Raw genomic sequence first — 21544 nt, forward strand, 5'->3', positions numbered from 1 at the left:
CCAAATTCGACCCGAAAAGCACGGTCCAGGCGTCCGGCATTAACCTCTGATAAAGAAATGTTTCATGCTTTTTCAATAGCTTGCGGCTCTTTCGCTCATTTCCCGGAAATGGCGCGAAAACTTCGGCCTCCCTCCCAACTGCTGCCACGATTGAGGGGCTTTATAAGGCCATACCGAGCGGGACACCCGGACAGAGAGCCACCCCCGAAGCGGTTGTAAGTAACAGTGCAACACCTCGAAAGGGACAAGATCATGACCAAGTTCACCGCTTTCCTGAACGACGAAACCGGCGCCGTGACCGTTGACTGGGTCGTCCTGACCGCCGCCGTCGTGACCCTCGGCCTCGTCGTCTTCAACTTCGTCGCTCCGGCCGTTTCGCAGCTGGCCTCGGACATCGGCAGCGAAGTCACCAAAGCTGGCTCGACGATGATCGACGCGGGCAACTGAGGCCACTCCCTCATCTTCTGACCGTCGGGCCACGCTTCCAACAGAAGCGTGGCCCTTGTCGATTCCGCCGACCCGACCACAGACAAGGCGGTTTGCCCCCACAAAACGCCGAATTGTCCAAAGTCTGCTGAAGTTTCGCCTTATTCCACCGCAAGGATAATCCCAAGGGCGCGGGGGATCCCGGCCGCAGGTTCGGGAGTGTGACATGACGCGGTTCAAGCGTTTTCTGCGCGACGAAAGCGGGGCGGTGACGGTCGACTGGGTCGTCCTCACCTCGGGCGTGGTGATCCTGGGGATCGTGGTGATGCCGCCGATCGTCCGCGCCGTCGGCGACATGGCCGTGCTGATCGGCGATCAGGTCGGCGTCGCCGGCGACAACCTGGAAGAGGCCGCGAACCGCTGACGGATCCGGCCAGACCGCATCGGGGGCGCCCTTCCATCAGCTTGATGGGGCGCCCCTTTCACTTTAGAATCACCGTCCAGACACTTTTCCCAAGCCCACGAAGGGGATGCGAATGCGCGCGATTTTCGGACTGGTCCTTATCGTCGGCATGGCGCTGGCGGGGGCCGCCGTCTACCTGATCCAGCAGCACATGGCCCGGACCGAGGCGCTCTTGCAGAAAGAGCGCGAATTCAACGCCAAGGCCGGCAAGCTGGTCGAGGTCTTCGTTTTCACCAAGCCGCTGAAATACGGTGACGCCCTTACCGAAGCGGACGTCCAGCTGATCTACTGGCCCGAGAAGGCCCTGCCGCCGACGATCTTCCGCGACAAGGCCGCCCTCTTCCCCGAAAATGCCCCCGGCCCGCGCTACATCATGCGCCCGACCGAGCCATTCGAGCCGGTCCTCGCCTCGCGCCTGACCGAACCGGGGCAACTCGCCAACCTCACCGCCAAGCTGCAACCCGGCCAGCGCGCCTTTGCGATCCGCGTCGGCGTGGCCTCGGGCGTCTCGGCCTTCGTCAAGCCAGACGATTTCGTCGATATCTACTGGACCGGCAGCGTGCGCGGCACCGACGGCGAGGTCACCCGGCTGATCGAGAATTCGGTGCAGATCATCGCGGTCGACAGCAAGATCGACGAAGGCCAGATGACCGGCAACACGGTCGCAAGGTCGGTGACGGTCGCCGTCAGCCCCGAACAGGTCGCGCGCCTGACCCAGGCGCAAAGCTCGGGCAAGCTGTCGCTTTCGCTGGTCGGCGCCAATGCCGCGGTGATCGAAGGCCAGGTCGAGGTCAACACCAGATCCATGCTCGGCATCGTCGAGGAGGAGGCCGCCCCCGCCCCCGAGGCCGAGCGGGTCTGCACCATCAAGTCGCGCAAGGGCGGCGAGTTGATCGAGACCGTGATCCCCTGCACCGACTGATTTCCGCTCGATTTCGTCAGGGGCGCGGCCACATCATATGGGGCCGCGCCCCTTTGCTTTTCCAAGAACTTGCGCGTGTTGCAGTTTATCCACATCAAGAAAACCATCCAACCACTTGATTCTTGCAAAAAATCGACCCCTCCGGCATCGTGTCGCCATCAAGGGCAGTAAAAGACCCAACCGAGGCGTGGTCGAAAGGGCAGATCACATGAACATGAAACGACTCGTTATTGCGGGCTACCTGGGGGTGCTTGCGGCATCCACGGCGCTGACTCCGGTCAATGCCGAGGTCTTGCGCGTCATGCAGGGCCAGGCCTCCGACGTCCTCGCCGTTCCGATGAACCGCGCTGTCGTCGTCGAAAGCGACGTCCCCTTCGGGGAACTCTCGATCGCGAACCCGGGCATTGCCGATATTTCCACCTTGTCCGACCGCTCGATCTACGTCCTCGGCAAGGCGCCGGGGCGGACGACGCTCACGCTTCTGTCGCCCGAGGGCCAGCTGATCTCGAACGTGGACGTGCAGGTCACGCCCGACGTGGCCGAGTTCAAGGAGCGCCTGCAGCAGATCCTGCCGGGCGAACGGATCGAGGTGCGGACCGCCAACGACGGCATCGTGCTGTCCGGCACCGTCTCCTCGACCGCCAAGCTCGACCGCGCGCTCGACCTGGCCAACCGCTATGCCCCCGACCGGGTGTCGAACCTGATGGTGGTGGGCGGCACGCAGCAGGTGATGCTGAAGGTCCGCTTCGCCGAGATGAACCGCACCGTCACCAAGAACCTCTCCTCCTCGCTGACCTTCGGCGACGGTGGCCGCCTCGGCGGCGAGACCGGCACCCTGCTCGGCAGCGGCGTGAACGGAGGCAACTTCACCTATCGCCCCGGCATCGCCGGCGGCATCCAGGGCGGCGGCACGATCGGCGGCCTTGAATTCGGCGTCCTGATCGAGGCGCTGGAAGCCAAGGGCATGGTCCGCACCCTGGCCGAGCCGAACCTGACCGCGCTGTCGGGCCAGGAAGCCAAGTTCCTTGCCGGCGGCGAATATCCGGTGCCCGGCGAATCCGATTCCGGTGGCATCACCATCGAATACCGCCCCTTCGGCGTCGAGATGAACTTCGTGCCGGTGGTCGTCGATGGCGACATCATCAACCTGACGATCAACGCGGCCGTCTCCTCGATCGACACCGCGAACGGCATCTCCACCGGCAACGACACGGTGATCCCGGCCTTCCGCACCCGCCGGACCTCGACCACGGTCGAGATGCGCGACGGGCAAAGCTTCGCCATCGCGGGCCTCCTGCAGGACGATTTCCGCGACGCCAACTCGCAGCTGCCCTGGGTCGGCGACATTCCGGTCCTGGGCGCGCTGTTCCGCAGCTCGGAATACCAGCGGGCGCAGACCGAACTCGTCGTCATCGTCACGCCGCATCTGGTGACCCCGGTCTCGGGCGAGGCGCTGGCCCTGCCGACCGACCGGATCCGGATCCCGACCGAGCGGGAGCTGTTCCTGCTCGGCTCGGTGGCCGAATCGGCGAACAGCGGTGCTGTGGGCGAGGTTGCCCGTCAGGACTTCTCCACCTCCTACGGCTATGTGATGGAGTAAGACGATGACCGCCATGTTTCCCCGGCTGCTTGCCGCCACAGCACTCCTCGCACTGACCGCCTGCGGGGCCGAATACACCAACAGCTTCGACAGCGAAGCAGGCGCCCAGCTGGACGAGGGCCAGTTCGGCAATGCCACGATGAACAACACGCTGATCCAGACCGGACAGATCAGCTATACCGTGGCCCTGGCCGAGCGTTTCAATGCCGAGGTGCCGGACACGATCAACTTCGCCTTCGACAGCTCGACGCTGGATGAAGAGGCCAAGGCGATCCTGCGCAAGCAGGCGCATTTCATCCGCCAGTTCCCCGAGGTCCGCTTCCGGGTCTACGGCCATACCGATCTCGTCGGCTCGGCCGCCTACAACCAGCGCCTCGGCCTGCGCCGGGCCCAGGCCGCCGTGGCCTATCTCACCGCCCAGGGGATTTCCCGGTCCCGTCTCGAGGCGGTGGTCAGCTACGGCAAGACGCGCCCGATCGTGCAGACCAACCAGCCCGAGGAGCGCAACCGCCGCACCGTCACCGAGGTCTCGGGCTTCGTCGAGTCGCATCCCCTGGTGCTGAACGGCAAATACGCCGCGATCATCTGGCGCGAATACGTCGCCAGCGCGGTGCCGGGCGGCAAGGCGGCCGAAACCACCACGATTGCGCCGGGGGGCTGAGGCGGGACATCCCCTTGCGCGAAGGCCGGGCACCTGCCCGGCCTTTTCGTTTCCGGTTCGTGGTGAAACCGCAGAATCAGGCATTTTTGGCCCCAATATCGCCACCATTCCTGACCAAGGTCGCCCATGTAAGAAAAGTGCGGGCCGTTCCGTTAAATGGTCGTTGTCGCTTCCCGTCATGCTGCGACATTTAACGCCAGTTCAATGTCTTACGGTACCGTGCTGAAAGGACGCAAAGCGAGATGACAAGCAAGCCCACCGTGAACAGTGATCCCGCCCCGATCCTGGCCTGCACGATTTCCCGCGACGTGCAGCGATTCGACCTTCTGATCGACGACATGGAGCAGGAGCTGGGCGAAGCCTGGGGCGATCTCAACTTCGAGGACGCGCTTGTCTTCCTCAAGCAGCCCGACAGCACCGGAATGCAGTTCGTCGCCATCGCCGTCGACAGCGAGGACGAGAGCGAACTGTCCAAGATGAACGACGTGATCAAGGCGGCCAAGGCCAAGAAGATCAAGGTCCTGCTCATCGCCAACCAGGTCAGCCCCTCGGTCCTGCACCAGATGCTGAAGCTAGGCGCCGACGATTTCGTCCCCTACCCGCTGCCCGAGGGCTCGCTGCACGAGGCGATCGAGCGTCTGCGCCGGCCCGATCCGGTCGTCCCCCCCGGCTTCGATCCCGAAACCGGCACTTTCAACCCCAACCTGCGCCCCAAGGGCGACCGCAATGGCGTGATCCTGCCCGTGCATGGCATGGCGGGGGGCGTCGGCTCCTCGACCTTCGCCGCCAACCTCGGCTGGGAGCTGGCCACGCTTCCCGACAGCGAGGGCACCCGTGTCTGCGTGCTTGACCTCGACCTGCAGTTCGGCGCCATCGCCACCTATCTCGACCTGTCGCGCAAGGAGGCCGTGCTCGAAGTCCTCACCGACACCGCGGCCCTTGATGCCGACAGCCTGATAAAGTCGATGCAGACCTTCAACGACAAGCTGCATGTGCTGACCGCTCCGGCCGACATGCTGCCGCTCGAGATGATCACGCCCGACGACGTGGGCCGCATCCTGGACACCGCCCAGGCGAATTTCGACTTCGTGATCGTCGACATGCCCTCCACCGTCGTCTCCTGGACCGAGGCGGTGCTGACCCGGGCGCACGTCTATTTCGCGCTCCTGGAACTCGACCTGCGCTCGGCCCAGAACATCCTGCGCTTCATCCGCGCCCTGAAGGCCGAGGCGCTGCCGCACGAAAAGGTCCGCTACATCCTGAACCGCGCGCCCAAGTTCACCGACCTCTCCGCCAAGGCCCGCGTCAAGCGCATGGCGGAAAGCCTGGACATCGACATCGAGGTGCAGCTGCCCGACGGTGGTGAGCAGATCACCCAGGCCAATGACCACGGCCTGCCCATCGCCGAAAGCGCGGCCAAGAACCCACTGCGCAAGGAACTGCAGAAACTCGCCAAGTCCTTGCACGACCTGAACAAGGCGGCCGAGTCCGCCAAGGCTTGATCAAGGGGGATTGATCCGTGTTTAGCCGCTTCAAGAACAACACGCCCGCCGGCAATCCGGCCGCCACGGCCCAGGCGGAAAAGCCGGCCAGCACGATGCGCCCCGCCGTCTCCGCCCCGCAGCGCAATCCGGCCGAGGCGATGGCGGCCGACAAGGAAAAGAAGCGCAAGGAACGCCTGACCGAACTCAAGGTCGAGATCCACAAGCGCCTTCTGGAGGACCTGAACCTTTCGGCCCTGGAATCCGCCTCCGAGCAGCAGCTGCGCACCGAGATCGCCTCGCTTGCCGGCGAGGCGCTGGACGAAATGTCGGTCGCGCTGAACAAGGACGACCGCCTCGCCCTCACGCAGGAACTTTACGACGAGGTCATGGGCCTTGGCCCGATCGAGCCGCTTCTGAAGGACGAGACGATCAACGACATCCTGGTTAACGGCCCGAAGCGCATCTTCGTCGAACGCGCCGGCCGGCTGGAGCTTTCGGACGTCACCTTCCGCGACGAACGCCACCTGCTGCGCATCATCGACAAGATCGTCAGCGCCGTGGGCCGCCGGGTCGATGAATCCAACCCCTATTGCGACGCCCGCCTGCAGGACGGCAGCCGCTTCAACTGCATGATCCCGCCGATCGCGGTGGACGGCTCGCTGGTCTCGATCCGCAAGTTCAAGAAGGACAAGCTGAAGATCGAGGACCTGGTCCGCTTCGGCGCCTTCACCGACGAGATGGCCGCCTATCTCCAGGCCGCGGTGTCCTGCCGGCTGAACATCATCGTCTCGGGCGGGACGGGTTCGGGCAAGACGACCACGCTGAACGCGCTGTCGTCCTTCATCGACAACCACGAACGCGTCCTGACGATCGAGGATACGGCCGAACTCCAGCTCCAGCAGGTCCACGTCGGCCGGATGGAAAGCCGCCCCGCCAACGTCGAGGGCAAGGGCGCCGTCACCCAGCGCGACTGCCTGCGCAACGCGCTGCGGATGCGCCCCGACCGGATCATCGTGGGGGAAACCCGCGGCGAGGAAGTGATCGACATGCTGCAGGCGATGAACACCGGCCACGACGGCTCGATGACTACGATCCACGCCAACAACCCGCGCGACGCGATCAGCCGTCTGGAAAACATGGTCGCCATGGCCGGGATCGAGATGCCGCTGAAGGCGATGCGCAACCAGATCGCCAGCGCCGTCAACCTGATCGTCCAGGCCAGCCGCCTGCAGGACGGCACCCGCCGCATGACCAGCGTGACCGAGATCACCGGCATGGAGGGCGAGGTCATCTCGATGCAGGAGGTGTTCCGCTTCGAACGCCTCGGGGTCGAGCCTTCGGGCAAGATCATCGGGCGCTTCAACGCCACCGGGCTGCGGTCCTACTACTCGGACCGATTCCGCCAGTGGGGCTATGATCTGCCGGCCTCGATCTACGAACCGATCATCTGAGGCCCCCCATGCAGATCAGCATCGAGCCGCTCATCTATATCCTGATCTTCGTCGCCGTCGTGGTGATCGTCGAGGGCGTCTATCTGACCGCCTTCGGCAAGTCGATCAGCCTGAACAACCGCCTCAGCCGCCGGCTTGCGCTTCTGGAAAAGAACGCCAACCGCGAGCAGGTGCTGGAACAGCTCCGCAAGGAGATGAATCAGCACCTGAACTCGAAAAGCATCCCGCTCTACTCGGTCTTCGCCAAGAAGGCGCAGCGGGCGAACATCGCCTTCTCGCCCAAGGCCCTGATGGGGGTGATGGCGATGGTCTCGGTGCTGGCCTTCATGATGCTCAGCGTCTTCACCCCCGCGGCCCTGCCGGTGCGGCTGGCGCTTGGCGCGGTGATGGGGGTGGGCGGGGTCTACTACTGGGTCAACAGCAAGGCCAAGAAGCGGATGAACCTGCTGGAGGAGCAGCTGCCCGACTCGATCGAACTCATGGTGCGCTCCTTGCGCGTCGGCCACCCCTTCTCGACCGCCATCGGCATCGTCGCCAAGGAAATCCCCGATCCCCTCGGCTCGGAATTCGGCGTGATCGCCGACGAGGCCGCCTATGGCCGCGACGTGACCGAATCGCTCAAGGCCTTCGCCGAGCGGATGGACAGCCAGGACCTGCGCTTCCTCGCCGTCGCCGTGTCGATCCAGCAGCAATCGGGCGGCAACCTGGCCGAGATCCTGGAAGGTCTCGCCAAGGTGATCCGCGCCCGCTTCAAGCTGTTCCGCCGCGTCCGCGCCATCACCGCCGAGGCGAAATGGTCCGGCATGTTCCTCTCGGCCTTCCCGATCGGCGCGCTGATCCTGATCACCGTGGTCCGCCCCGACTATTACGACGACGTGAAGGAAACCGCCGCCTTCATTCCGGCCGCGCTTTTCGTCGTCGTCTTCCTGATCATCAACATCATCTACATGAAGATGATGACCAACATTAAGGTCTGAGGCCCGCGATGGATGCTGCCCTGTCCTTCCTGACCGACCGTTTCGGCCCGCTGGGCCCGCTTCTGGCGATCGGCCTGCTCGGCCTCCTGCTGATCCTGATCGCGCTGCCCACCGTGATGAAAAAGCAGCGCGACCGCTTCCGCGAGCTGAAGGAAGTGCAGCCCGCCGCCGGGACCAAGGACAAGAAGCGCGCCCTGCGCAAGGTCGGCCGCCTCGACAAGCTCGAGAAATACGCCCATTTCCTCGAACCGCAGAAGAAAGAGGAGCTTTCGGCCGCCAAGCTCAAGATGCTGCGGGCGGGCTACGATTCGAAGAACGCCGTGCGCATGTTCCATGCGATGCAGTTCATCCTTGCCGTCAGCCTCCTGATGGTCGGCGCGGTCTACGCCCTGATCCAGTCCTACACGGCCGAGGTTTCGGGCAAGTCTCTGGTGCTTTATACCCTGATCCCCTGTTTCGTCGGCTATTTCATCCCGCGCTACTGGGTCGACAAGCGCGTCGAGAAGCGCAGGACCGAGATCATCGAGGGCTTCCCCGACGCGCTTGACCTCATGCTCGTCTGCGTCGAGGCCGGGCAGTCGCTTGACCAGTCGATCATCCGCCTCGGCAAGGAAAGCCGCGCCGCCTATCCCGCGCTGGCCGACGAATTCGAGATGGTCGCGCAAGAGATCAAGGCCGGCAAGGACCGCACCTCGGTGCTCAAGGACATGGCCGAGCGTGTGGGCGTGCCCGACGTCGCCTCCTTCGTCACCACCCTGGTCCAGTCCGCGACCTTCGGCACCTCGGTCGCCGAGGCGCTGCGGGTCTATTCCGCCGACATGCGCGACAAACGGATCATGCGCGCCGAGGAAAAGGCAAACATGTTGCCGACCAAGCTGACCCTTGGCACAATGCTGTTCACTGTTCCGCCCCTTCTGGTCATTCTCATCGGTCCGTCGCTTTATGGCATCGCAACAATGCTCGGGAACATGTGACGGCGGCCCGGCCGCGCTGATGCGCACCCTTCTCCTCCTGATCCCCGTCGCGCTGGCCGCCTGCACCCCCGGGTCGGGCGTCTCGCGCAACCAGCCCTACGGCGTCGATCCGCGCGGCGAGGCGGTCGATGGCCTCATGGTCGGCCACCGGCTGATGGAGGCGAAACAACCCGAACTGGCGCTCAAGGCCTATCTCCGCGCCGCCGGCGAGCAGGGGATCACCACCGATGTCCTCTCCGCCATCGGCTCGGCCAACCTCGCGCTGGGGCGCCTGGGCCAGGCCGAGCAGATCCTGCGGCGCGCGGTCGAGCAGGACAACAGCTCCGTCCCGGCCCTGAACAACCTTGGCGTCGTCCTGATGGAACGCGGCAATTTCGGCGAGGCGCGGATCTATTTCCAGCAGGCCTTCGCGCTGGACAGTGGCCAAACGGACTCGATCCGCGAAAATCTGAAGCTTGCTATCGCCCGAAGCGAATCGGCGGTGTATGATCCCAGCCAAGAAGAAGAAGGCGGGTTCCGCCTCGTCCGGCAGGAAAAGGGCAAATACGTCCTTCTCACCCAGCTCTAGACGGGACCCCGAGCAGTCAACGAGCAGTCTGAAAAAAGGACGCCCAAGATGCGCCAACCGGGTCTTGTCATGCTCTGCCTCGGCAGCGCACTCGCCTTGTCCGCCTGCCAGAACAATTCCGACGCGCAGGTCAAGCGGGCGATGAAGGACATCAACGTCATCGACGAATCCAACCTGAACGAGGTGATGCTCACCGTCGCCGACCCCGGCGAGGCGGTGGCCTATTTCACCAAGGCCGTCCAGGACAATCCCGGCCGCGTCGACCTGATGCGCGGCCTCGGCAAGTCCCTGACCCGCGCCCAGAAACCGACCGAGGCCGCGCAGGTCTGGCGTCAGGTCGTCGCCCATCCCGAGGCGGTGGCCGATGACCGGGTGATGCTGGCCGACGCGCTGATCCGCTCGAACCAGTGGGCCGAGGCCAAGGCCGAGCTGAACCAGATCCCGCCGACCCACGAAAGCTTCGACCGCTACCGGCTCGAGGCGATGGTGGCCGACGCCGACAAGAACTGGAAGAAGGCCGACAGCTTCTACGAGACCGCCGTCGGCCTGACCACGCGGCCCGCCAGCGTGCTGAACAACTGGGGCTTCTCCAAGCTGACCCGGGGCGACGCGGCGGGCGCCGAGAAGCTGTTCACCGAGGCGCTGACCTACGACCCGTCGATGTTCACCGCCAAGAACAACCTGGTCCTCGCCCGCGCCGCCCAACGCAAATACGACCTGCCCGTGGTCCGCATGACCCAGACCGAGCGGGCGGAGCTTCTCTATTCCCTCGGGCTCGCCGCGATCAAGCAGGGCGATGTCGCGGTGGGCAAGGGATTGTTGCAGCAGGCGATCGACACCCATCCGCAGTATTTCGACGCCGCCGCGCGCAGCCTTGAAACCCTCGATTCCAATGTGAAGCTGTAATGATTACCCCGACCGGAGCGTTGATCCTGCTGGTTCCCGTGCTGCCCATCGCGATCTGGGCGGCCCTCAGCGACCTCAAGCGCCTGAAGATCCCGAACAAGGCGGTCATGGCCATGGCCGCCGTCTGGCCGCTTCTGGGCTGGCTCGCCGTGCCGACCTGGACGGCCTGGTTCTGGGGCTTCGCCTTCCTCGGGATCGGGATCCTGATCGCCTATCTCGCCTTCGCGCTGTTCCGCTTTCCCGGCGGCGACGGCAAGTTCGCCGCCGCGATCTCGCCCGTCTTCGTCGGCGCCCCGATCGGCGAGGTGCTGATCCTCATCGCCCTCAGCATGCTGGGGGCCACGCTTGCCGTGCAGCTGGTCCGCCTGATTCCCGCCGTAAGCCGCGCCTCGGACGAGTGGGTCGGCTTCCGGCACTGGCGCATCATGCCCTTCGGCGTGGCGCTTTCGGCCATGGTCGTGATCTATCTTGTTGCCGCCATCTGGCCACAGGTCTGACACAAGTTACGCCTAAGACTCAAATCAAAGCCCTTTGCCGCGATTGTCCACGGAGCTTGTCGAATGAACGCTGAAGCCCCGGTGTCCGGCGTCACGCCGCCGCCCTCTCCCCGGTCGCTGGCCGATACCGGCCTCTCGACCGTGATGATGCGTGACATCCTGCTGAAGTCGATGTTCCGCACCAACCAGGACCAGGTCTCCGCACTGTCCAAGGTGATATGCCTGCCGGTGCCTCTGACCCAGGAACTGGTCGACCTCGCCCGGTCGCAGAAACTCCTGACCGCGACCGGCACCATGCACGCCACCGCCGGCGGCGAAATGGGCTATGAGCTGACCGATGCCGGCAAGGCGCGCGCGCTGGATGCGCTCTCGCAGTCGGAATATTATGGCGCGATGCCGGTGCCGCTGGAGCAGTATGGCGTGCAGATCAAGCGCCAGTCGGTGCGCGACATCCGCCTGAACCGCGAGCAGCTGATGTCCGGCATGGGCCACCTGATCCTGCCGCCCGACCTGATCGACAACCTCGGCCCCGCCGTGACCTCGGGCCGTTCGATCCTGCTCTACGGTCCGCCGGGGAACGGCAAGTCCTCGATCAGCCACGGCATCCGCGCCGCGCTTGGCGACAAGGTCTATGTCCCCCGCGCCATCGAATATTCCGGCCAGATCATCAGCGTCTACGACCCCATCGTCCACTCCGCCGCCGAGGCCGCGGTGGACGACCCGAACTCGCTGCGCCGCACCTCGAACCGCTTCGACAACCGCTATGTCTATTGCGAGCGCCCCTCGGTGATCACCGGCGGCGAACTCAGCCTCGACATGCTGGACCTGAACTACAACCCCACGGCCCGCACCTACCAGGCGCCCCTGCAGCTCAAGGCCACTGGCGGCATCTTCATCATCGACGACCTCGGCCGCCAGCAGGAACCGCCGCAGAAGATCGTCAACCGCTGGATCGTGCCGCTCGAGGAATCCCGCGACATCCTCGCCCTGCAATCGGGCGAGAAATTCACCGTGCCCTTCGACACGCTGGTGATCTTCTCCACCAACTTCCACCCGAACCAGATCTTCGACGGCGCGGCCCTGCGCCGGATCTTCTTCAAGATCAAGATCGACGGGCCGAGCCAGGAGAACTTCCTGAAGATCTTCGCCATGGTCGCGCGGAAGAAGAAGATGCCCTTGGACGAAACCGCGCTGATGCATCTGATGAAGGTCAAGTTCCCGACGATCCAGAACAACTATGCGAACTACCAGCCGGTCTTCCTGATCGACCAGATGATCGCGGTCTGCGAATTCGAGAACATCCCCTACCAGATGACGCCCGAACTCATCGACCGCGCCTGGGGCAACATGTTCGTCCGCCAGGAAGAGATCGCGCACTGACGGCCCCTCGTCGTTCGACTTCGTCTCCTCCTCGGCCGCGAGGAGTGACGAAGTCATCGACGAGCAATCAGCCGAAGAGAGTGACACCCTTCTCCGTCACCACCGCATCCAGCCGCTGGTCGAACGCATCGACCGGCACCTCAGCCACCTCCTGCGCCGAGAACGCAAACCCGACCGCCAGCACCGGCCCGCGCGCCCGCAACAGCTCCAGCGTCCGGTCGTAGAACCCGCCGCCATAGCCCAGCCGATAGCCCCGCGCGTCGAAAGCCAGCATCGGCACGATCATCACCTCGGGCTCGATCCAGGCCCCCTCCTCCGGGATCATCGCCCTGAAGGCGCCTTCGACCAGCCGGCAGCCCGGCGACCACTCGCGGAACCGCAGGGGCGCCGCCTTCTCCAGGATCACCGGCACCCCCACCGGCCCCTGATGCGCGGCCATCGCCGGCAGCGGGTCGATCTCCGACCGCATCGGCATGTAGCCCGACAGCACCTTGCCCCGGTGCGGCGCCAGGAAATCCGCCAGGATCTCCGCCGCCTGCCCCTGCCCCGCGGCATAGGCCGCCGCCCGCCGCGCGAAGGCCTCGGCCCGCGCCGCCGCCTTGAAATCCGCCAAAGCCCCGTCCGTCATGTCAGCATCACCGTCGCCAGCCCCAGAAAGGCAAAGAACCCCATCACATCCGTCAGCGTCGTCACGAAGGTCCCCGAGGCCAGCGCCGGGTCCAGCCCCATCCGCTCCAGCGTCAGGGGCACCAGCACGCCGCCCAGCGCCGCGACGACCTGGTTCACGATCATCGCCAGCCCCAGCACCGCGCCCAGATGCCAGTCGCCGAAGATCAGCACCCCCGCCGCCCCCAGGATCAGCGCCAGGCCCACCCCGTTCATCATCCCCGCCAGAAGCTCGCGCCGCACCACCCGCGCCGCATTGGCCCGCGTCAGGTCGCGCGTCGCCAGCGCCCGCACCGCCACCGCCAGCGATTGCGTCCCCGCGATCCCCCCGGTCGAGGCCACGATCGGCATCAGCGCCGCCAGCGCCACCAGCGTGGCGATCGTATTCTGGAACTGGCTGATCACCAGCGCCGAAAGCGATGCGGTGAACAGGTTGATGACCAGCCAGGGAAGCCGCTGCTTCACCGTCTCGACCGGCCCGTCGCTCACATCCGCCTCGTCGCCGACGCCCGCCAGACGCAGCATGTCCTCCTCATGCTCCTCGTCCAGCACGTTCATCGCATCGTCGATGGTGATCACCCCCACCAGCCGGCCCGAGCCATCGACCACCGGGCAAGAGATCAGGTGATACTGGTTGAAGATATAGGCGACATCGGCCTCCTCGTCGGTCGCCGTCACGCTGCGGAAACTGTCCTCGGTGATGTCGCGCAGCCGCGCCTCGCGGCCCGAGGACAGGATCCGCCCCAGGGTCACATAGCCCACCGGGGTCATCCGGGGATCGACCAGGATCACGTGATAGAACTGGTCCGGCAGATGCTCCGCCCCGCGCAGGAAGTCGATCGCCTCGCCCACGGTCCAGTGCTCGGGCGCGACCACCAGTTCGCGCTGCATCAGGCGCCCGGCCGAGTTCTCGGGATAGGCCATCGCCTGCTCGACCGCGACCCGGTCGGCATCCTCCAGCGCCGTCAGGATCAGCTCCTGCTGCGGCGCGTCCAGGTCCTCCAGGATATCGACCACATCGTCGGTCTCAAGGTCGCGCACCGCCTCGGCCAGCACCTCGCGCGGCATGGCCTCGACCACTTCCTCGCGGATCCCTTCCGAGATTTCCGACAGGATCTCGCCGTCGATCTCATGCGACCAGAGCGCCAGCAGCGCCCGCCGGTCGCTCGGACCGATCTGCTCCAGCAGGTCGGCGATATCGGCCGCGTGCAGCGGGTCCAGCAGCGAATCGACCCCCGCCCGGTCCCCTGCCTCGACCGCGGCCAGGACGGCATCGATCCGGGGCTGGTCCAGCACCTCGTCCTCGGTTTCGGCCAGGTCTTCCGCCATTCTTCCCCCGTGCGATTGCGCGACCTTAGCGAAAACTGTTTCGGGGAAACAGGGGCGGCGGCGAATTTACCGCGCAAGCGAATGGCCTTAGTCTGGCCGCCTGCACGCGGGGGACAGCATGACAGACCTACTCCTTGGCCAGGTGATCCGCTTCGACGGCAACCCGTTCGTCGACGGGCCGGGCGCCGCCCGCCCGCTCACCCAGGGCGCTGTCGCCATCGAGAATGGCCGCATCGCCGCCGTGGGCGAGGCCGCCACCCTGCGCGCCCGTTACCCGCAGGCCCGCATCCACGACCATGGGCAAAGGCTCATCTCCGCCGGTTTCATCGACGCCCATGTCCACTATCCCCAGACCGCGATCATCGCCTCCTGGGGGAAACGGCTGATCGACTGGCTGAACACCTACACCTTCCCCGAGGAGATGCGCTTTTCCGATCCCGCCTATGCGCAGGAGATCGCGAACCGCTACCTGGACCTGGTCCTCGCCCGCGGCACCACCACCGTCTGCTCCTACGCCACCATCCACCCGGCATCCGTCGAGGCGATCTTCACCGCCGCCCGATCGCGGGGGATGCGGCTTTTCGCGGGGAAAACCTGCATGGACCGCAACGCCCCCGAAGGCCTGCGCGACACCGCCCGCTCCGCCTACGACGACAGCAGGCGCCTGCTGGAGAAATGGCACGGGGTGGACCGCCTCTCCTACGTCATCACCCCGCGCTTCTCGCCCACTTCCACGCCCGAGCAACTGCAGGCCCTCGGCCAGCTCTGGCGCGAATATCCCGATTGCCTGATGCAGACCCATCTCTCGGAACAGACCGACGAGATCGCCTGGGTCCGGTCGCTCTTCCCGCAATCCCGCGACTATCTCGACACCTATGAAGCGCAGGGCCTCCTGCGCGAGGGCGCGGTCTACGGCCATGCCATCCACCTCACCGACCGCGAGCGCGCGCGCCTGGTCGAGGCCGGGGCCAGCCTCGTCCACTGCCCGACCTCCAACACCTTCATCGGCTCCGGCCTTTTCGACATGGGCCTCGCCAGCCAGCTCCGCGTCGGCCTCGCCACCGACACCGGCGGCGGCTCGAATTTCTCGATGCTGCGCACCATGGCCGCCGCCTATGAGGTCGCCCAGCTGCGTGGCCAGTCCCTGCATCCGTCGCAGCTCTGGTGGCTTGCCACCCAAGGCTCCGCCCGCGCGCTGCACGCCGAGGACAGGATCGGCAACATCGCGCCGGGAATGGAGGCAGACCTCGTGGTGATCGACCTCGCCTCCACCCCCGCCATCGAACAGGCCACCCGCCGGGCCGAGGATCTCTGGCAGCAGCTTTTCCCCACCATCATGATGGGCGACGACCGCGCCGTGGCCGAAGTCTGGGTGAACGGCCGCCGCCTGCCGACCTGAAAGCCCTTTCATACTGGCGCAAATATCCCCGCCGGAGGCTCCCACCGCAAAAACCCGCGCCACCGCCGGCCTGAAGCGCCTCCCCTCCCCCTCCGTGGGGAGGGGCCGGGGGTGGGGGGCCGGCCCATAGCTTCACACCAAGGGCGTATCCCGCCCGGACAGCTATTCCGCCAGTTCCCAGCCATCCGGGTAGAAATCATGCTTCAGCGCGATCGAGGTCGCGATCCGCTCGTATTTCCAGACCTCCTCCGCCGTCACCGGAATCGGCCCGACCGCCGCGATCAGCGTCTCGCCGTCCTTCAGCCGCCGGGTGCGGAACCCTTCCAGCCGCAGCGCGCGCTCCAGCGCCGGCCATGAGGCGTCCAGCTCCTCGATGAAGAAGGCATATTCGACCACCGCCGTCTTCGGCAGGCTGATCCCCTTCGACTGGCGGAAGGTGTCAAAGGTCTCGCGCCGCTGGGCTTCAAAGTTGTGGGACATCGGGCCCTCCTTGCCGGCCTTCTACCGCAAGCCCCCTGCCCCCGCCAGAGAGCTAACCCGCCAGCCGCGCGGCCAGGATGCGTTGCCGCTCCAGGACCAGGGGCAGGTCCAGCGTCACCATCCGCCCCTCGCGCACCACGGGCCGCCCGTCCACGATCAGGTCGCGCACCCGCGTCGGGCCGCAGAGGACCAGCGCCGCCACCGGATCCCAGCCCCCCGCCGCCTCGACCCCGTGCATGTCCCAGATCGCCAGATCCGCCCTCTTGCCCACCTCGATCGCGCCGAGATCCGCCCGCCCCAGCACCCGCGCCCCGCCCAGCGTCGCGATCTCCAGCGCCTCGCGCGCGGCCATCGCATCCGCCCCCCGCGCCACGCGCTGCAGAAGCAGCGCCATCCGCGCCTCGGCGATCAGGTTGCCCGCATCGCTCGAGGCCGAGCCGTCGACCCCCAGCCCCAGCTTCACCCCCGCGTCCCGCATCGCCCGGACCGGCGCGATGCCCGAACCCAGCCGACAGTTCGAGCAGGGGCAATGCGCAACCCCGGTATGGCTCCGCGCGAACAGGTCGATCTCCGAGCCGTCCAGCTTCACGCAATGCGCATGCCAGACATCCGGCCCGGTCCAGCCCAGATCCTCGGCATATTGCCCCGGCCGGCAGCCGAAGCGTTCCAGCGAATAGGCCACGTCCTCGTCGTTCTCGGCCAGATGGGTGTGCAGCATCACCCCCTTGTCCCGCGCCAGCAGGGCGGCGTCCCGCATCAGCTCGCGGCTGACCGAGAAGGGCGAACACGGCGCCAGCCCCACCCGCACCATGGCGCCGGGTTTCGGGTCGTGGAAGGCATCGACCACGCGGATCATGTCGTCCAGGATCGCGCGTTCGCTTTCCACCAGGCTGTCCGGCGGCAGGCCCCCCGCGCTGGTCCCGATCGACATCGCCCCGCGCGTCGGATGAAAGCGCAGCCCCACCTCGCCCGCCGCCGCGATCGTGTCGTCCAGCCGCGCGCCGTTGGGATAAAGATACAGGTGGTCCGAGGTCATCGTGCAGCCCGACAGCGCCAGCTCCGCCAGCCCGACCTGAGCCGAGGTGAAGATCTCCTCGGGACCAAACCGCGCCCAGATCGGATACAGCGTCTTCAGCCAGCCGAACAGCAGCGCATCCTGCCCCCCCGGCACCGCCCGCGTCAGGGTCTGGTACAGGTGGTGATGCGTGTTCACCAGGCCGGGAGTGACCACGCAGCCCGCCGCATCGACCACCTGCGCCTCGGCCGCGGCAAGGTCGCGACCGACCGCCAGGATCACGCCGTCGCGGATATAGATGTCGGCCCCGGCCAGTTCGGCCCGGGCAGCGTTCATCGTCACCACGACCAGGGCGTTGCGGATCAGGATATCGGGCATGGATGCAACTGCCTCGTATACCCTTCTGCCGCATCAGCCGACCGTCGGAAGGGAGAAGGACACGGCGGCAGCGGCTCTCTAGCCGCCGAAATCCTTTCTAACAAGAAAAATCGCTCAACCGTTGAGCAGTTGCAGCGCCTCGGCATGCAGGGCGGGACTCGCGGCGGCGATGACCCGCCCGCCCTCGGCCGCGGGGCGGCCCTGCCAGTCGGTGACGATGCCCCCGGCCGCCTCGATCACCGCGATCGGGGCCTGCACGTCATAGGCCTGCAGCCCGGCCTCGATCACCAGGTCGATCTGCCCGGCCGCGACCAGCGCATAGGCGTAGCAATCCATCCCGTAGCGCACCAGCCTGGCCCGCCCGGCCACCCGGCGGAACGCCGCGCCCTCGTCCTCGGTGCCGACCTCGGGAAAGGTCGAGAACAGGATCGCCTCGTTCAGCGCCCGCGGCGCGCGCACGGCCAGCGGCGCTTCGCCCAGGGGGCCGCGCACCAGCGCCCGGCCCAGCCCGCCCTCGAAGCGTTCGCCGATATAGGGCTGGTCGATGATGCCGTAGATCGGCCCCGTCGCGTCGCGGACCGAGATCAGCACCCCCCAGGTCGGCGTGCCCGAGAGATAGCCGCGCGTGCCGTCGATCGGGTCCAGCACCCAGGTCAGGCCCGTGCTGCCGCAGACCGGGCCATATTCCTCGCCCAGGATGCCGTCGGCCGGGCGGCGGCGCGCCAGGATCGCGCGCATCTGCGCCTCCGACAGCCGGTCGGCCTCGGTCACCGGGTCGAAGCGGTGGGTTTCCTTGGTATCGGCCGTCAGGTCCCGGCTGCGGAAATGCTGCAGCGTCGCGGTGCGGGCCGCATCGGCCAGCTCATGCGCGGTGGCGACCAGATCCTCGGCCAGTTCCGGTGTCACGCGCATCCTGCCCCTCCGTCATCCGCAGGCCGAAGGGGCCTGCCTCGCGGGCGCTAACGGCTCGCGAGGCCGAGGTCAAGCTCAGGCGGCGTCCGACAGCACGCGAGCCAGGTCGAACAGGCGGCGGCGCTGCGCCTCGGGGATGGCGTAATAGGAGCGCACCAGTTCCAGCGCCTCCTTGTCGGCCATCATGTCGCCTTGCGCCTGCGCGGCAACCGCCTGACCGTCGGCAAGCCCCTCGAAGAAGAACGAGATCGACACCCCCAGCGCATCCGCGACATCCCACAGCCGCGAGGCGCTGACCCGGTTCATGCCGGTTTCGTATTTTTGGATCTGCTGGAACTTGATGCCGACCTTGTCGGCAAGTTGCTGTTGCGTCATGCCCACCATCCAGCGGCGGTGACGGATGCGCTTGCCAACATGGGCGTCTACGGGATGTTTCATTCTTCACTCCGAGTACAAGTCAGTCCCCTTGCAATCCTATAAGCAAGTTTCGTGCCAAGATTGCCCGGATCGGGCAGTCGCGAAGAAAAGTTTGATCGACCCGGAAAACCTGTCCTTTTGGACAAGTCGAATTATCCACTTGTATAAGACACGGAGGAGTTGTCCCCAGCTCGATCATCGATAGGCCCCCTGGCGCCGCAACTCGCCTTATGCGCGAATCCCGCTTTGCATTGCATTTTGCGAACATAACCCCTGTATTTCGCATTTTGCAAAAGATTGCTTGGCGCCTATCTTCGGATTATTGTTCCCGGTTGCGAAATGAACCAAGGTTTTCGCGCGAAACGAAAGATAATATCGGAGACAATCCATGGAGAGTTGGCAGATTCCGGCACTTGGGGCCGCCCCGCAGCGGGTCCGGCTTCCCGGCCCAACTCCCGCAGAAGGCGAGGTGCTGGTGCGGGTCGCGGCGGTTGGATTGAACTTCGCCGACCTCCTGATGATCGAGGGCAAGTACCAGGTCCGCGTCGCCCCGCCCTATATCCCGGGCATGGAATTTGCCGGCGTGGTCGAGGCGCTAGGCCCCGGCGCCACGGGCCCCGCAATCGGCACGCGCGTTCTGGGCACCTGCACCAGCGGCGCCCTGGCCGCGCGGATCGCCGTTCCGACGCTGGCCCTCGCCGCCCTGCCCGACGCCATGTCCTTCGACGAGGCCGCGGGCTTTCCCATCGCCTATGGCACCTCGCATCTCGCGCTGACCCATGTCGCGCGGCTGCAACCCGGCGAGACGCTGTTCGTCACCGGCGCGGCGGGCGGCGTGGGCCTCACCGCGGTGGAGATCGGCAAGCGTCTCGGCGCGCGGGTCATCGCCTCGGCCCGGGGGGCCGACCGGCTGGCGGTGGCCGGGGCGGCGGGGGCCGATGTGCTGATCGACAGCGAGGCGGCGGGGCTGAAGGACCGCCTGCGCGCCGAGGGCGGCGTGGACGTGGTCTATGACGCGGTCGGCGGACCGGCCTTCGACGCCGCGCTCCGCGCCTGCCGGCCCGAAGGGCGGCTTCTGGCGATCGGCTTCGCCTCGGGCCAGGTGCCGCAGGTGCCGGCCAACCTCCTCCTGGTCAAGAACCTCACCGTCTCCGGCTTCTGGTATGGCGGCTTCCAGGCCCATGCCCCGGCCCGTGTCGCCGCCAGCATGGCCCGGCTTCTGCAGTGGCGGGCCGAGGGGGCGCTGCGCCCGCATATCGGCCAGGTCCTGCCCTTCGACGCCTTCCCCGAGGGGCTGGAGCTTCTGCGCGCCCGCAAGGCCACCGGCAAGGTGGTGATCCGGGTTCAGGCGCCGTAGCCGCAGCGCAATTCGGACAGAAGCGTCCCGATCGCCTCGTCGTTGCGGCGGTTGCCGCGGTACAGCGCCAGCTTCATCTCGCCCAGCGGCGGCAACTGGTTGTCGCCGGTGATCGGCTCCATTCCCTCCGGAATGCTGCCCGCCATCCGCACCGAGATCGCCAGGTCCGCCGCCACCGTCGCCTCGACCGCCTGCTCGCTTTCGCCCCCGGTCGCCATGTCCCAGGGGATGCCCGCCGTATCCAGCGCGCCCTGCGCCGTCGGGCGGAAGATGCAGCTGTCCTTGAACCCCAGACGCAGCGGCCGCCGCTGCCAGGCATTGCCCCCCGGCGCGCCGACCCAGACCAGCGGCCGGGCCGAGACCACCTCGGCCGCCGCATCCGGGGCCTCCTCGGTGGTCAGGATCACGTCGAACTCGCCCCGGGCGAATTCCTCCTTCATCAGCACGGTGAACGAGGACACCAGGTTGACCTGCACTAGCGGCCAGGCCTGCGCCATCCGCCGCAGGATCCCCGGGATCGCCGGATAGACCACGTCATGCGGCACCCCCAGCCGGATCGACCCCTGGCAGCAGCTGGCCGAGAAGCGTGACAGCACCTCGTCGTTCAGCGCCAGCATCCGGCGGCCATAGGACAGAAGCTGCTCGCCCTCGGGCGAAAGCGCCAGTTTCCGCGCCGCGCGCAGGAACAGCGTCAGGCCCAGCGAGTCCTCCAGCCGCTTGATCTGCATCGAGACCGCCGACTGCGTCAGGTTCAGATAGCCCGCCGCCCGCGTCACCCCGCCGACTTCGGCCACGGTGACGAACGAACGGAGGGCGGTCAGGTCGAGGTTGCGCGACATATCACGGATCCTGATCGGTTTCGTCACAATCATTCGTTTGAGAAATGTGCCACAGGGGCGCATCTTCATCAACAGAAATGAACCATCCCTCCCAATGCATCACCGCAAAGGATGACCCGATGACCACCCTCGCCCTCCGCCTCCTGGCCCGCCGCCCCCGCCCGCTCGCCGCCCTCGCCGCCGCGCTGAAGGCAGACCGCAGCCGCAAGGCGCTGGCCCGGCTCGACCCGCATCTCCTGCGCGACATCGGCCTTACCCGCGAGGAGGCCCTGGCCGAGACCGCCCGCCCACTCTGGGATCCCCCGGCACATTGGACACTCTGACCGGGAAACTTCCACGCGCGCGCGATGAGGCGCTTGAAATCGCAGGCGTTCGTTCCGATATTTCCCGCATGAGGTCGCGCCGGTTCCCGGCGTTGCCCTTAGGGACAACATCGGAGGCTT

General features: G+C 66.3%; 23 protein-coding genes. 16 read left to right on the forward strand and 7 right to left on the reverse strand.

From position 1 onward, the window contains the following. Nucleotides 1–252: 252 nt before the first annotated feature. The 13 genes from ACE3UA_RS02830 (at nt 253) to ACE3UA_RS02890 (ending at nt 12309) form a co-directional block, all read left to right on the forward strand. Nucleotides 253–447 (forward strand): hypothetical protein, encoded by a 195-nt coding sequence (locus tag ACE3UA_RS02830; RefSeq protein ID WP_374642294.1) that lies wholly within the window; start codon nt 253–255, stop codon nt 445–447. Nucleotides 448–652: 205 nt separating this feature from the next. Beyond that, on the forward strand, nt 653–850 hold the full coding sequence (locus tag ACE3UA_RS02835; RefSeq protein WP_374642296.1) for a Flp family type IVb pilin: 198 nt from the start codon (nt 653–655) through the stop codon (nt 848–850). A gap of 112 nt (nt 851–962) precedes the next feature. Then, nucleotides 963–1811, forward strand: a complete 849-nt coding sequence (gene cpaB / locus ACE3UA_RS02840; protein ID WP_374642298.1) for a Flp pilus assembly protein CpaB — start codon at nt 963–965, stop codon at nt 1809–1811. Nucleotides 1812–2019: 208 nt separating this feature from the next. Continuing rightward, the gene (locus ACE3UA_RS02845) at nt 2020–3411 is read left to right on the forward strand and encodes a type II and III secretion system protein family protein (RefSeq protein ID WP_374642300.1); all 1392 of its coding nucleotides are present in this window, start codon (nt 2020–2022) and stop codon (nt 3409–3411) included. Between the two features lie 4 nt (nt 3412–3415). Next, nucleotides 3416–4072 (forward strand): OmpA family protein, encoded by a 657-nt coding sequence (locus ACE3UA_RS02850; protein ID WP_374642302.1) that lies wholly within the window; start codon nt 3416–3418, stop codon nt 4070–4072. Nucleotides 4073–4314: 242 nt separating this feature from the next. Then, nucleotides 4315–5574 (forward strand): CpaE family protein, encoded by a 1260-nt coding sequence (locus ACE3UA_RS02855; protein WP_374642304.1) that lies wholly within the window; start codon nt 4315–4317, stop codon nt 5572–5574. 17 nt (nt 5575–5591) lie between these two features. Next, nucleotides 5592–7007, forward strand: a complete 1416-nt coding sequence (locus tag ACE3UA_RS02860; RefSeq protein ID WP_374642306.1) for a CpaF family protein — start codon at nt 5592–5594, stop codon at nt 7005–7007. An 8-nt stretch (nt 7008–7015) separates the two neighbouring features. Continuing rightward, entirely contained in the window at nt 7016–7984 is a 969-nt protein-coding gene (locus ACE3UA_RS02865) for a type II secretion system F family protein (protein ID WP_197646390.1), read from the forward strand. An 8-nt stretch (nt 7985–7992) separates the two neighbouring features. Continuing rightward, on the forward strand, nt 7993–8958 hold the full coding sequence (locus ACE3UA_RS02870; protein WP_374642309.1) for a type II secretion system F family protein: 966 nt from the start codon (nt 7993–7995) through the stop codon (nt 8956–8958). 19 nt (nt 8959–8977) lie between these two features. Then, a complete protein-coding gene (locus tag ACE3UA_RS02875) occupies nt 8978–9526 on the forward strand; it encodes a tetratricopeptide repeat protein (RefSeq protein WP_374642311.1) in 549 nt (182 codons plus the stop codon). Between the two features lie 48 nt (nt 9527–9574). Further along, a complete protein-coding gene (locus tag ACE3UA_RS02880; RefSeq protein ID WP_374642313.1) occupies nt 9575–10432 on the forward strand; it encodes a tetratricopeptide repeat protein in 858 nt (285 codons plus the stop codon). Next, a complete protein-coding gene (locus ACE3UA_RS02885; RefSeq protein ID WP_374642315.1) occupies nt 10432–10929 on the forward strand; it encodes a hypothetical protein in 498 nt (165 codons plus the stop codon). The genes ACE3UA_RS02880 and ACE3UA_RS02885 overlap by 1 nt, the downstream gene beginning before the upstream one ends. A gap of 63 nt (nt 10930–10992) precedes the next feature. Then, the gene (locus ACE3UA_RS02890) at nt 10993–12309 is read left to right on the forward strand and encodes an ATPase (protein ID WP_374642317.1); all 1317 of its coding nucleotides are present in this window, start codon (nt 10993–10995) and stop codon (nt 12307–12309) included. Nucleotides 12310–12376: 67 nt separating this feature from the next. Here ACE3UA_RS02890 and ACE3UA_RS02895 read toward each other — a convergent pair whose 3' ends face one another. Beyond that, entirely contained in the window at nt 12377–12937 is a 561-nt protein-coding gene (locus ACE3UA_RS02895; protein ID WP_374642319.1) for a 5-formyltetrahydrofolate cyclo-ligase, read from the reverse strand. Further along, nucleotides 12934–14304: a magnesium transporter gene (mgtE, locus tag ACE3UA_RS02900; protein ID WP_374642321.1), complete on the reverse strand. Its 1371-nt coding sequence runs from the start codon at nt 14302–14304 to the stop codon at nt 12934–12936. Before mgtE ends, ACE3UA_RS02895 begins: the two co-directional genes overlap by 4 nt. A gap of 118 nt (nt 14305–14422) precedes the next feature. On the opposite strand from mgtE, the gene guaD reads away from it, so the two are divergent. Next, nucleotides 14423–15703 (forward strand): guanine deaminase, encoded by a 1281-nt coding sequence (gene guaD / locus ACE3UA_RS02905; RefSeq protein WP_374642323.1) that lies wholly within the window; start codon nt 14423–14425, stop codon nt 15701–15703. Nucleotides 15704–15865: 162 nt separating this feature from the next. Here the strand turns inward: guaD and ACE3UA_RS02910 are convergent, their stop codons facing one another. From ACE3UA_RS02910 to ACE3UA_RS02925, 4 genes are all read right to left on the reverse strand, one after another. Continuing rightward, a complete protein-coding gene (locus ACE3UA_RS02910; RefSeq protein WP_374642325.1) occupies nt 15866–16183 on the reverse strand; it encodes a ribonuclease E inhibitor RraB in 318 nt (105 codons plus the stop codon). Nucleotides 16184–16235: 52 nt separating this feature from the next. Then, nucleotides 16236–17576, reverse strand: a complete 1341-nt coding sequence (locus ACE3UA_RS02915; RefSeq protein WP_374642328.1) for an 8-oxoguanine deaminase — start codon at nt 17574–17576, stop codon at nt 16236–16238. Between the two features lie 114 nt (nt 17577–17690). Further along, nucleotides 17691–18488: an inositol monophosphatase family protein gene (locus ACE3UA_RS02920; RefSeq protein WP_374642330.1), complete on the reverse strand. Its 798-nt coding sequence runs from the start codon at nt 18486–18488 to the stop codon at nt 17691–17693. Between the two features lie 75 nt (nt 18489–18563). Then, nucleotides 18564–18926, reverse strand: coding sequence for a helix-turn-helix domain-containing protein (locus ACE3UA_RS02925; RefSeq protein WP_197646365.1), 363 nt, complete (start codon nt 18924–18926; stop codon nt 18564–18566). Nucleotides 18927–19293: 367 nt separating this feature from the next. On the opposite strand from ACE3UA_RS02925, the gene ACE3UA_RS02930 reads away from it, so the two are divergent. Further along, nucleotides 19294–20262, forward strand: a complete 969-nt coding sequence (locus ACE3UA_RS02930; protein ID WP_374642332.1) for an NADPH:quinone oxidoreductase family protein — start codon at nt 19294–19296, stop codon at nt 20260–20262. Here ACE3UA_RS02930 and ACE3UA_RS02935 read toward each other — a convergent pair. Further along, entirely contained in the window at nt 20250–21101 is an 852-nt protein-coding gene (locus tag ACE3UA_RS02935) for a LysR family transcriptional regulator (RefSeq protein ID WP_374642334.1), read from the reverse strand. The genes ACE3UA_RS02930 and ACE3UA_RS02935 overlap by 13 nt on opposite strands. Before the next feature lie 119 nt (nt 21102–21220). Between ACE3UA_RS02935 and ACE3UA_RS02940 the strand changes: the two genes are divergently transcribed. Beyond that, the gene (locus ACE3UA_RS02940) at nt 21221–21424 is read left to right on the forward strand and encodes a DUF1127 domain-containing protein (protein WP_374642336.1); all 204 of its coding nucleotides are present in this window, start codon (nt 21221–21223) and stop codon (nt 21422–21424) included. The last annotated feature ends 120 nt before the right edge of the window (nt 21425–21544 follow it).

The organism is Tabrizicola sp., assembly GCF_041919135.1.
Classification (GTDB): domain Bacteria; phylum Pseudomonadota; class Alphaproteobacteria; order Rhodobacterales; family Rhodobacteraceae; genus Tabrizicola.

What these genes read in the sequence shown, in the direction of transcription:
- ACE3UA_RS02880 (WP_374642313.1), top strand. Translation starts at nt 9,575, where the DNA reads ATGCGCCAACCGGGTCTTGTCATGCTCTGCCTCGGCAGCGCACTCGCC.
- ACE3UA_RS02830 (WP_374642294.1), top strand. Translation starts at nt 253, where the DNA reads ATGACCAAGTTCACCGCTTTCCTGAACGACGAAACCGGCGCCGTGACC.
- ACE3UA_RS02895 (WP_374642319.1), bottom strand. Translation starts at nt 12,937, where the DNA reads ATGACGGACGGGGCTTTGGCGGATTTCAAGGCGGCGGCGCGGGCCGAG.
- ACE3UA_RS02925 (WP_197646365.1), bottom strand. Translation starts at nt 18,926, where the DNA reads ATGAAACATCCCGTAGACGCCCATGTTGGCAAGCGCATCCGTCACCGC.
- ACE3UA_RS02940 (WP_374642336.1), top strand. Translation starts at nt 21,221, where the DNA reads ATGACCACCCTCGCCCTCCGCCTCCTGGCCCGCCGCCCCCGCCCGCTC.
- ACE3UA_RS02920 (WP_374642330.1), bottom strand. Translation starts at nt 18,488, where the DNA reads ATGCGCGTGACACCGGAACTGGCCGAGGATCTGGTCGCCACCGCGCAT.
- ACE3UA_RS02890 (WP_374642317.1), top strand. Translation starts at nt 10,993, where the DNA reads ATGAACGCTGAAGCCCCGGTGTCCGGCGTCACGCCGCCGCCCTCTCCC.
- ACE3UA_RS02930 (WP_374642332.1), top strand. Translation starts at nt 19,294, where the DNA reads ATGGAGAGTTGGCAGATTCCGGCACTTGGGGCCGCCCCGCAGCGGGTC.
- ACE3UA_RS02845 (WP_374642300.1), top strand. Translation starts at nt 2,020, where the DNA reads ATGAACATGAAACGACTCGTTATTGCGGGCTACCTGGGGGTGCTTGCG.
- guaD (WP_374642323.1), top strand. Translation starts at nt 14,423, where the DNA reads ATGACAGACCTACTCCTTGGCCAGGTGATCCGCTTCGACGGCAACCCG.
- ACE3UA_RS02935 (WP_374642334.1), bottom strand. Translation starts at nt 21,101, where the DNA reads ATGTCGCGCAACCTCGACCTGACCGCCCTCCGTTCGTTCGTCACCGTG.
- ACE3UA_RS02885 (WP_374642315.1), top strand. Translation starts at nt 10,432, where the DNA reads ATGATTACCCCGACCGGAGCGTTGATCCTGCTGGTTCCCGTGCTGCCC.
- ACE3UA_RS02835 (WP_374642296.1), top strand. Translation starts at nt 653, where the DNA reads ATGACGCGGTTCAAGCGTTTTCTGCGCGACGAAAGCGGGGCGGTGACG.
- ACE3UA_RS02850 (WP_374642302.1), top strand. Translation starts at nt 3,416, where the DNA reads ATGACCGCCATGTTTCCCCGGCTGCTTGCCGCCACAGCACTCCTCGCA.
- ACE3UA_RS02915 (WP_374642328.1), bottom strand. Translation starts at nt 17,576, where the DNA reads ATGCCCGATATCCTGATCCGCAACGCCCTGGTCGTGGTGACGATGAAC.
- ACE3UA_RS02875 (WP_374642311.1), top strand. Translation starts at nt 8,978, where the DNA reads ATGCGCACCCTTCTCCTCCTGATCCCCGTCGCGCTGGCCGCCTGCACC.
- ACE3UA_RS02910 (WP_374642325.1), bottom strand. Translation starts at nt 16,183, where the DNA reads ATGTCCCACAACTTTGAAGCCCAGCGGCGCGAGACCTTTGACACCTTC.
- ACE3UA_RS02855 (WP_374642304.1), top strand. Translation starts at nt 4,315, where the DNA reads ATGACAAGCAAGCCCACCGTGAACAGTGATCCCGCCCCGATCCTGGCC.
- cpaB (WP_374642298.1), top strand. Translation starts at nt 963, where the DNA reads ATGCGCGCGATTTTCGGACTGGTCCTTATCGTCGGCATGGCGCTGGCG.
- mgtE (WP_374642321.1), bottom strand. Translation starts at nt 14,304, where the DNA reads ATGGCGGAAGACCTGGCCGAAACCGAGGACGAGGTGCTGGACCAGCCC.
- ACE3UA_RS02865 (WP_197646390.1), top strand. Translation starts at nt 7,016, where the DNA reads ATGCAGATCAGCATCGAGCCGCTCATCTATATCCTGATCTTCGTCGCC.
- ACE3UA_RS02870 (WP_374642309.1), top strand. Translation starts at nt 7,993, where the DNA reads ATGGATGCTGCCCTGTCCTTCCTGACCGACCGTTTCGGCCCGCTGGGC.